11 protein-coding genes are annotated in these 10760 nt (G+C 37.2%); 1 reads left to right on the forward strand and 10 read right to left on the reverse strand.

Annotated features, from left to right (window positions below):
* From murD to IKV95_RS03660, 10 genes are all read right to left on the reverse strand, one after another.
* Positions 1–1312 (reverse strand): UDP-N-acetylmuramoyl-L-alanine--D-glutamate ligase (gene murD, locus IKV95_RS03615; RefSeq protein WP_287451413.1); only part of this gene is annotated, 1312 nt, incomplete at its 3' end.
* Position 1313: 1 nt separating this feature from the next.
* Positions 1314–2288, reverse strand: coding sequence for a phospho-N-acetylmuramoyl-pentapeptide-transferase (gene mraY / locus IKV95_RS03620; RefSeq protein ID WP_029092340.1), 975 nt, complete (start codon positions 2286–2288; stop codon positions 1314–1316).
* Positions 2289–2313: 25 nt separating this feature from the next.
* Positions 2314–3780, reverse strand: coding sequence for a UDP-N-acetylmuramoyl-L-alanyl-D-glutamate--2,6-diaminopimelate ligase (locus IKV95_RS03625; RefSeq protein ID WP_069125693.1), 1467 nt, complete (start codon positions 3778–3780; stop codon positions 2314–2316).
* A gap of 36 nt (positions 3781–3816) precedes the next feature.
* On the reverse strand, positions 3817–6066 hold the full coding sequence (locus tag IKV95_RS03630) for a penicillin-binding protein (RefSeq protein WP_069125692.1): 2250 nt from the start codon (positions 6064–6066) through the stop codon (positions 3817–3819).
* Positions 6063–6440: a cell division protein FtsL gene (ftsL, locus tag IKV95_RS03635; protein WP_051457318.1), complete on the reverse strand. Its 378-nt coding sequence runs from the start codon at positions 6438–6440 to the stop codon at positions 6063–6065. Before ftsL ends, IKV95_RS03630 begins: the two co-directional genes overlap by 4 nt.
* Before the next feature lie 39 nt (positions 6441–6479).
* Positions 6480–7415, reverse strand: a complete 936-nt coding sequence (gene rsmH / locus IKV95_RS03640) for a 16S rRNA (cytosine(1402)-N(4))-methyltransferase RsmH (RefSeq protein ID WP_029092343.1) — start codon at positions 7413–7415, stop codon at positions 6480–6482.
* A gap of 16 nt (positions 7416–7431) precedes the next feature.
* A complete protein-coding gene (gene mraZ / locus IKV95_RS03645) occupies positions 7432–7863 on the reverse strand; it encodes a division/cell wall cluster transcriptional repressor MraZ (RefSeq protein WP_069118787.1) in 432 nt (143 codons plus the stop codon).
* A gap of 302 nt (positions 7864–8165) precedes the next feature.
* Positions 8166–8516 carry a hypothetical protein gene (locus IKV95_RS03650; protein WP_069118786.1) on the reverse strand — a complete coding sequence of 117 codons (351 nt, stop codon included), beginning with the start codon at positions 8514–8516 and terminating at the stop codon, positions 8166–8168.
* Positions 8517–8695: 179 nt separating this feature from the next.
* Positions 8696–8875, reverse strand: a complete 180-nt coding sequence (gene rpmF, locus IKV95_RS03655) for a 50S ribosomal protein L32 (RefSeq protein WP_029092346.1) — start codon at positions 8873–8875, stop codon at positions 8696–8698.
* A gap of 32 nt (positions 8876–8907) precedes the next feature.
* Complete coding sequence (locus tag IKV95_RS03660; RefSeq protein WP_051536013.1) at positions 8908–9447, reverse strand: YceD family protein; 540 nt, start codon at positions 9445–9447, stop codon at positions 8908–8910.
* 165 nt (positions 9448–9612) lie between these two features.
* On the opposite strand from IKV95_RS03660, the gene IKV95_RS03665 reads away from it, so the two are divergent.
* The coding region (locus IKV95_RS03665; RefSeq protein ID WP_287451414.1) for a nucleotidyltransferase at positions 9613–10760 on the forward strand (1148 nt) is incomplete at its 3' end.

Raw genomic sequence — 10760 nt, forward strand, 5'->3', positions numbered from 1 at the left:
GCACTTCAAAAGATGGCACCTGATCCCAGCTTGCACAAGCAGGGCTTAGTAAAATAACGTCACCTGGCTCGCTATATTCGTAAGCAACAGGCACTGCCTCTTCTACATCTGTGACTATTTTGATATGTTCTACGCCAGCTTCAGTCGCAACACGTGCAATTTTATGTTTTGTTTCACCGAATAAAACAACAGCTCGAACATTTTTAAAGAACGGTTTTAGCTCATCGAACTCTGTCCCTCTGTCTAATCCACCTGCTAACAACACCACAGGTTCCTTAAAGCCTTTTAAAGCACTCTCAGTTGAAATGATATTCGTTGCTTTGGAATCGTTGTAAAAACGTCTGTTATTCAGTGTTTTGATAAACTGTGTACGATGTTCCACACCATAAAAAGTTGAAAGAACATGCATAATGGTTTCATTGCTTTGTCCTTCTAATTTAGCAACACAAATCGCTGCTAAAACATTTTCGAGGTTATGTTCACCCGGTAAAATAATATCTTGTTGTTGTCCAACTATTTCATCTTTAAACATTAAATTACCATCGAGCACGTAAGCTCCAGCTTCTACAACTTCTTTCGTGGAAAAAGGCACAATACGCGATTTAGCTTGCGTAATTAGTTCTCGCAATTCAGGTTGATTCCAATTCACTACTAAGTAATCATCGGCTTGTTGATTTTCAAAAATACGTAGTTTAGCAGCTACATAACCTTGACGTGAGCCGTGATAATCTAAATGAGCCTCATAAATGTTTACGATAACTGCTATATGCGGACGGAATGTTTGGATACCCATTAACTGGAAAGAAGATAATTCCATCGTGATAACATCATCTTTTTTAGCTTCCATCGCAACACCTGCTGCTGGAAAACCAATGTTTCCTGCAAGGTGCGCCGTTTTATCGCCAGCATTTAACATTTCATTAATTAATGTTGTTGTTGTTGTTTTACCATTCGTCCCTGTAATTCCAACAATTTGTGCCTCACTAATTTGGTAAGCCAACTCAACTTCTGTAATAACAGGAATATTAAGTTCTAATGCTTTTTGTACCATTTGATTTTCGTAAGGAATACCTGGATTTTTCACCACTAACTCAAAACCTTCATCCAACAATTCAATTGGATGTGATCCCGTGATAACTTTGATGCCTTCTTCCAATAGGTCTTGCGCTGCTGGATTTTCAGCAAATGCTTTTTTATCATTAATAGTTACAAAAGCACCTAATTCATGAAGTAATTCGGCTGCTTTGACACCACTTCTTGCAAGGCCTAATACAAGCACCTTCTTATGTCGATATGTCGTGATATTCTTCATCTTAAAGCACCTCCATCAATACAGCTGCTACAGAACATAAAAGACCCACACACCAAAATACAACAACTGTTTTATTTTCTGACCAACCACCTAACTCAAAATGATGATGAATTGGCGTCATACGGAAAATACGTTTACCGTGCGTTAATTTAAAATAAGTTACTTGCATCATGACAGATAATGTTTCTGCAACATACACGAACCCGATAAGTAACATCAACCATTCTACTTTTAGAAGGATAGATACAGCTGCCATCGCACCACCAAGTGCTAGTGACCCCGTGTCGCCCATAAATACTTTTGCAGGGTTGCGATTGAACAAGAAGAATCCGATTAGTCCTCCAATAACTGCCATACAGAAGTAAAGTACCGCTAAATTATGTTGTACGTAAGCTATAATTCCGAAAGCTGCAAACGAGAATGTTGCCAGTCCTGCTAACAACCCATCAAGTCCATCCGTTAAGTTCGTCGCATTTGAAAAGCCGACCAACCAAAAAATAATAAATAAGCCATAGATATAAGGTAATTGAATTGTTATTTCTGTAAAAGGCACATTTAATGACTCTGAATAACCGTTTATAAGATAAACAACATAGAAGAGAACACCAATTAGTAACTGTCCCATTAATTTTTGTTTTGCAGTTAAGCCTAAGTTACGTTTTTCACGAACTTTAACAAAGTCGTCCCAAAAACCGATAAAGGCATAACCAAGGAATGTTAATAACAATAACCACATCGTTGATACACTTCCGCGTGAGATACCTGTTCCAATTAACGTTGCAATAAAGACCGCGGGTACAAAAATAATAGCTCCCATTGTCGGCGTACCTGTTTTTGCTTTATGACTTTGCGGTCCTTCTTCACGTTGTTCTTGACCCACTTTACGTTGTCGCATTGCTTGAATATAAATTGGTAATGCCATCACCGTTACTATAAATGCGATGAATGCTGTTCCTATAATAAATTTTGTAGACACAATCGTTCTCCCCTAACTTGTTTACTTACTTTAGATTTTTTATTGCTTCTTCTGCTACTTCACGGTCATCAAAATGATGTGTAACATCTCCGATAATTTGATATGTTTCATGACCTTTACCCGCAATCAGTATAACGTCATCTTCTTGCGCTTCACTGACAGCTATTTGAATCGCTTTTTCGCGGCTCACTTCTTTAATATAAACGGCTTCAGCTGATACACCAGCTTCCATTTGATTAATGATTGTCATTGGGTCTTCAGTTCGTGGATTATCTGATGTGAGGATGGCAATATCTGCTTGATCAACTGCAATTTTAGCCATAATCGGACGTTTAGTACGATCTCTATCACCACCACAGCCTACCACACATATAATTCGACCTTTAGCAAAGTCACGAATCGTTTGTATAACATTTTCTAAACTATCAGGTGTATGTGCATAATCTACAATAACTGGGAAAGCTTGTCCAGCGCTTACTAATTCAAAACGACCAGCTACACCTTGTACGGCTTCAATTGAAGCAATTGCTGTTTCTAGTGGCACACCTTGTACAACAGTTGCAGCAATAGCAGCGAGTGCGTTATATACATTAAAGTTACCGACTAATTGCATTTTGATGGGATAAGCCTTATTTTGGAATAATAAAGTAAAATGTGTCCCTTTTCCACTAATAACAATGTCCGTTGCTCGGAATGTTGATTCGTTGATAATACCATAAGTTACAACATTAGCTGCAGTTGCAGTAATCATTCGCTCGCTTGCATTGTCATCTTTATTAACAACTGCAAATTTAGGTCGTTTACTACGATAATCATTGCCTAATTGCGCAAATAACAAACTTTTTGCAATCGCATATTCTTCCATTGTTTTATGAAAATCTAAATGATCTTGCGTTAAATTTGTAAAAACAGCGACATCATAATCACAACCATGAACTCTTCCTAATACAAGCGCATGAGAGGATACTTCCATTACAGCTGTATCCACATATTCCTCACGCATACTTGCAAATAAACGTTGCAAAGTTAAGCTGTCGGGCGTTGTATTTTTAGTTGTTTGGATTGTATCTCCAATTTTTTGATACATCGTACCTACAAGACCTGTGACTTGATTAACATTTCGCAAGACATGCTCTATCAAATGTGTCACTGTTGTTTTACCATTTGTTCCCGTTACGGCAACCATATTCATCTCATGAGTAGGATAGTTAAAAAAAGCACCCGCTAAAATCGCCATTGCACGATTTGTATCTTCTACATAAATAACTGGAACTGTCTTTACCTCAACAGGTTTCTCAGCTAGAATAGCAACTGCTCCTTTCGCAATCGCTTTTTCAACATAATCATGACCATCAACTGTATACCCATCTATACAAATAAATAATGTACCTGGTGTCACTAATCGACTGTCTTGTTGCATATCAGTAATTTCAATGTCTTGCCCCTCATAAGCAACTAACGGTAACTTACTCAATAATTCATTCATTTTCATTTCAAATCGTTCCTTTCTTTCATCATCTACACACAATTATTGTGGTGTTATTGCACCTGCAACATCATTCACATGCACATCAGTTTCTTGTTTTTCATCAGCATTAGCTTCATCAGTACTCGGCTTAGCATTATATTTCGGTAGTTTGGAAGGATCTTCCATTTTTAAGGTTATTTCAGATTTTGCACTGACTTTTTGTCCTGCTGGTATGCTTTGTTTTAGCACATAACCTTCTCCCGTAAAGTTGATTGGAATACCACTAATTTCAGAGAATTTCAACGCGTCATTCTTCGACCAATTTGTCATATCAGGCATCGTGACATTACCATTTGTCAGTAAAATCACACGCTGCTTAACAAAGATATTTTCACCGCTTTTAGGCAGTTGTTGGACAATTTTATCACCGTCTCCCACTACCGTAACAGAAGCGCCAGATGTCTTCAACTCTTTTTGAGCATCTTTTACTTTCATATTAGCGGTATCAGGCATCACCACTGATTTTGCGTTCAATTCTTTTTCTGGTTTTATATTTAAGTACTGCAAACTTGTTTGCATGACAGGATTGAAAATTGATTTAATTACATCTGTGCTCGATTCACCTGCTTGTATCACTGGTTTTTTCACAGCAACATACATCATTAATTGTGGATCGTCTGCTGGTGCAATTCCCATGAACGAGTATATGTAATCATTCGGTCCTGTCATATAACCAGAACCATCAGGATTGGCAATTTGAGCTGTCCCTGTTTTACCCGCTAATTTATACCCATCTAATTTATACATTGAGCCCGTCCCGTTTTTCGCCTCAATTACCGAACGTAATTGTTTAAGCGTGGCATTTGCCGTTGCTTTAGAAATCGGTGTACCGACAACTTCAGGTTTTGTTTTAGTAACTTTTCCTGTTTTACCATCCTTGGTTGACTTAATATAGTAAGGCTTCATCATTTTACCATTGTTTGCAATTGCACTAATACCTTGCATCATTTGCAAGGCTGTAACAGTTGTTCCTTGACCGAACGCTGTTGTTACACGCTCAATTGGATAGCGGTAGAGAATATCTCCTGTTGCTTCATTAGCCAAACCACTATTAGTTGATTTACCTAAACCAAAACTTTCAAGCGCTGATTTAAAACGAGTTGTGCCAATTTTATCAAGTAAATTTGCAAAGGCTACGTTAGATGAAAGTGCAACACCTTCATTAAAAGTAATGTCGCCCCAACCGTCTCCATTATTCCAATCGTTGATTGTAATTTTATCTACCTTATATGAACCTGATTTGAAATAAGCATCAGGGTTATAGACACCGTTTTCGATAGCCGAAGCTAAAGTGAAAATTTTCATAACCGAACCGGGTTCAAATGGTTCTTCTGCAATTAAATTACGCCATGATTTATCGAGACCCTCACGTGTTTGAGCATTAAAAGTTGGTCGTTGACTCATCGCTACAATCTCACCTGTTTTAGGATTCATCACCACAGCCATCATTTCTTCTGGTTTATATTTTTTTTGTGCTGCTGTCATCCGTTCTTCTAATAAGGTTTGAATCCGTTTGTTAAGCGTTAATGTTAAAGAATCGCCGTCGACTGGTTTTTTCAATACTTTTTCAGCATTAGGCAATACAAAACCGTAGTTATCTTGACTGTAATTGATTGAACCATCTGTACCGCTCAATTCTTTATTTTCGCTATCTTCAATACCCATCTGGCCTTTTTGCAAGAACGTGCCATCTTTTTGTTCATCTTCTTTCACTAAACCAATTAAATTAGAAGCAAAGACACCATTAGGATAGATACGTTGATGTGTTTTCTTGAAAATAATACCTGGTAATTTTTCCTTCATTATCTCATTTTTTTTCGATGAGCTAATATTTTTACCAGCAGTACCAAATTCTACTTGATCTAATTTTTGATCCAGAATCTTCAAAATATCAGATTCTTTCATATCAATATATTTACTAAGTACTTTAGCTGTATGTTCATGATCCACAACATGTTGCGGATTATTTTTATCAATTGTTAATCTTGGTGTAATGACAGCTATCATTGAGTACGTTGTGACATTCTCAGCAATAACCTCACCATTCACATCTAAAATATCGCCACGTTGTGAAAAGAGTGTTTCTTTTTGAAGATATTGTCGTGCTGCTTGGCTAGCTAACGGTCTCCCATTTGCTTTACCGACTACTTCTAAATAAAGAAAGCGAGATAGCAGTAAAACAAAAAATAAACCGAAAAAGCCCAGCAAAAAAATTGCGCCTCTTCTTCGGTTTCTCATAAGTTTTTTCATTTAATATCCACAGCCTTAACGTTGTTTTCGTTAGATTTTAATCCATTCTTATTTGCTTCTTTATACACCCGATCATAGCGACTTAGTTCATCAACGTTCGCTTTTAAATCAGAATTCGTTTGCACTTGTTGTGTGATTTTAGCTTCTTGTTGTTGGATATTAGTGTTCATTTCATAATTATTTGCCTGAACAGATAAGAGCCAGATGGACAAACAAGCTGACACGCTCACAATACCAGTAACGAATACATTTCGTAATTTACGAAGTGCTTGTTGCTCAGGACTATAACCTTGTCGTACCTGTCTATTTGGTTTTTCCGCAGGTTTATTGACTCTCGGTTGTCTTTCTATTTGTCGCGCTGCATTGTTGGCCATCTTTTTTTCAGCTCCATTCTTCTCTTTTGTTAGTTATGATTATTTTAAACACTCGGCTACTCTAAGTTTTGCAGAGCGCGCTCTATTGTTTACTTCTAATTCTTCTTCTGATGGTAGAATTGGCTTTCTTGCTATAATCTTCAATTTCGGTTGATATTCATGCGGTATAACTGGTAAATTACGTGGTAGATCAGGACCTTTGGCATAATCTTTTAAAATCAATTTTGTAATACGATCTTCCAGTGAATGGAAAGTGATAACAGAAACACGTCCACCCACTCGTAAAAGATTAACTGCTTGATCAAGCGATTCTTCTACAGCACCCAGTTCATCGTTCACTGCGATACGTATCGCTTGGAAAACACGTTTAGCTGGATGACCACCTTTACGTCTTGCAGGAGCAGGGATAGCATCTTTAATCAACTCAACTAATTCACCTGTCGTTTCGATACGTTTGATTTCACGACGTTTTTCAATTAAACGCGCCACTTGTTTCGAAAATTTCTCCTCGCCATATTGAAAGAATATACGAACTAATTTTTCATAAGGCCACTCGTTAACAACAACTTCTGCAGTCAACGCTTGTTCTTGATCCATACGCATATCTAACTTAGCATCTTGATGATAACTAAACCCTCGTTCAGCTTCATCTAATTGTGGTGAAGATACACCCAAATCATACAAAATACCATCAACTGCATCAACATTACGATTAGCAAGTTCACGACGGATATCTCGAAAATTCGCTTTAACTAACGTGACACGTTCATTGTATTTTTCTAACTTAACCTTTGCGTTATCAATTGCTGTTTGATCTTGATCAAATGCATACAAGTGACCCTCATCAGATAATTGCGATAACAAATACTCACTGTGGCCAGCGCCACCTAATGTGCAATCGACATAAATGCCGTCTGGTTTAATATCCAGCGCATCGACTGTTTCATGTAATAAAACTGTTTCATGTTTAAACATATTTTCACCATCTTCTCTATAGGTTAAAATCCGACATTTGTTCTGCTATTTCAGCAAATGATTCTTCTGCTTCATCAAAGAATGTTTCCCATTCTGATTGAGCCCATATTTCAATACGACTTGATACGCCGACAATAGTTGTTTCTTTTTCAATTAAGGAATATTTTAGTAAATTCTGAGGTAGATTGATGCGTCCTTGTTTATCGAGTTCACATTCGACTGCGCCCGAAAGGAAGAAACGTGAAAAAGCACGTGCATCTTTTTTGGTTAACGGGAGCTCTCGCAATTTTGCAGCAAGTATTTCCCACTCGGACATTGGATAAACAAACAAACATTTATCCAACCCCCGGGTAACCACGAAGTGTTCGCCTAACTGCTCACGGAATTTTGCAGGCATAATAAGTCGACCTTTTACATCGATATTATGAGCATATTCTCCCATAAACATAAGCACACCCCTTTTCTGTTTTAAGTTTACCACATTCCCCCACTTTCCACCACTTAGAACCAAAAAAAAATCACTACCTTTTAACCAGAAGTAAATCTCCCACTAATTTGCGCTTTTTTTTACATAAAAAAATACTTTTCTTATTTCAAATTTTATTTAAAACTATTTTAAAGGTTTACCTAACAGTGTTCGTATAAAATACGAACAAAAAAAGGTCGTAAGAAAATAAATTCTTTACGACCTTATAAACTCTATTGTCAACAGCTTTATCTCGCTGTTTCATTTTGACTATACGTCATTATTCACATGAAAAACGAAAGAACCCACATGACAACTGTTAAAAAATAGCTAAAAATAACTACGATTAGCAGTATCTTAGTATAACCTTTCAATATCTTAATTATATAAATTTCTTTTTTGATGGCATTGAAAATAAGTACGTATATAAAACCGATAATCAAACACAATAATAAAAGATATAAAAACCATTGGTTCAGTGCTAAATCATTTAGAATAAAAAAGATTGCAGATAAGGTCACTACCAACATCACATAAGCATATGGGAAATTCATGCGTTTTTTTCTCGTCAGTAATTTTATTAAAATAAATACAAATAGCGGCATTACTACCCAAATAATTGTCGGGAAACTCATTACATTCCTCCATCTCAATAGAACACAGAATTATTGTTTTAATTATACGACATCCTTCTTTTTTTTGCGACAGTTTCTCATTTACATCTTCATAAAAAGAAAAAACCTCCCCAAGAGCCATGGTCTCTCGGAAAGGTTTTATATCAAAAGTGTACGTTTCACTTTTGTGAAAGAACGTTTTACGCTTTTGCTTCTACAACTGTTTCACCTTTATATTGTCCACATTCTGGACATACGCGGTGAGATAGTTTTGATGCGCCACAGTTAGGGCAAGCTGTCATACCTGGTACTTCTAATTTAAAGTGTGTACGACGCTTGTTTTTCTTAGCTTTTGAAGTTCTACGTGCTGGTACTGCCATTTTCAAACACCTCCTTAAATAAAAATTAAAGATTACTCATCTTTTTTAAAATAATCAGCTAAAGCTGCTAATCGAGAATCACCTTTTGGTGCCTCAGCATCTTCAGACTGTTGTTCCTGAGCGTTAAGATCATCTTGTGAAACGACAATCCAACCATTACCTGATTTTGATGCTTTATTTGATTCCGCAGCATAAACCTGCATTGGAATATCAACTAGCACACATTCTTCAATAATCGGCATTAAATCTACCTGATTGTCAGTTATCTCATATACATCATCACTGCCCGAAAACTCCGCAATATCTTTCACCATTATTTCGCTGATACTAATATCTAACGGATATGGTACATCGACTAACGTACGTGCACAAGGTAGCGTAATAACGCCAGTTACTTTTAAAGTCACTGTTACCTGATCACGCTGAGTTACTAAGCGACCTGATACATGAATTGATTTTGCCGAACGTACATCTTTATTTTTTTTATGCAAAATTTCAGTAAGATCTACCACTTCATCAACGGGAAATCCATTTCTGCTTTTTTGTATTTGTAAAAAAGACCATTTCAACATTTTTCATCACCTCTACATGGACAACAAGACCAATTATAGCTTTAAATCACATCATTTGTCAACCTTATTATCTTTAATGGACATATATTCATTCGTTGCTTTTTGATTCGTGCTGTTTTTTTGTTATTATTATATGTAAAGATAAAATTTGAGAGGACGTATGCAATGAAAGCTGTCGGAATCATCGCCGAATTTAACCCATTTCATAATGGGCACCGTTTCATTTTAAACCATGCGAAGCATAAATCACAAGCAGAAGTTTTAATTGTTGTAATGAGTGGTAATTTTTTACAACGTGGCGAGCCCGCGATTATCACTAAATGGCAACGAACAAAAGCAGCCTTAGCAGCTGGAGCTGATCTTGTAATTGAACTTCCATTTGTATCAGCAATTGAATCAGCAGAGAACTTCGCCTCAGGCGCCATAAACCTGCTTCACGACTTCCGTTGTGACACACTATGCTTTGGGACAGAAAAAGGCGAAGCGCTCCCTTACGACGAATTAGCTGCCTTTTATCATCAAAATGAGGACAGTTTCAACTTAATCATCAAAAAGAAGCTCGAGGATAACATCCCTTATGGTATTGCAGTGACGCAGACATGGGAAGAACTAACCGCCTCACACTGGCCAACTTTCGATTTACGCCAACCAAACATTCTACTTGGGTTTCATTACGCATTAGCTAATCATATCGGTGAGAACCCAATGGAGTTATTACCCCTCAACAGGATGGGTGCCAACCATAATGATGCCACAGCCACTGACGAAAGTTTCGCAAGTGGAACAGCCATACGTCAGCTTTTACTTCGTGGTGAAAAAAGCAATTCTTATATACCTCTCAGCACCCAAACACTGCTTGAGGATACCGACTTACATTCTTGGGAAGATTACTGGCCACTACTGCACTATCAACTCTGTATACAATCACCCGAGAACATTGCCAAGTTACATAACATCGTTGAAGGAATTGAATACCGCTTGATTGCATGTGCAAAAAAAGCCTCTAGTTTCGCTGAATGGTTGTCACAAGTGAAAACTAAACGCTATACGACAAATCGCATCCAACGCATGGCTTTAAGTATTCTTATACAACTGACTGAAGATGAGTTTAGCTATTATCAACAACACCCTTACCACCACGTATTAGGAATGACTAAAAAAGGACAAGCCTATTTGGGTCATTATAAAAAAGTCTTGCGCTATCCGCTTATTTCCACTTTTTCAAAAGCACCCGCAGGTATTACCAACCTTGATGAACGCGCCACGACGCTCTATCAACTTCCCTTTAATAAACTTGATGATAACGATTATAC

Source organism: Brochothrix sp. (assembly GCF_017549435.1).
Classification (GTDB): Bacteria; Bacillota; Bacilli; order Lactobacillales; family Listeriaceae; genus Brochothrix; species Brochothrix thermosphacta.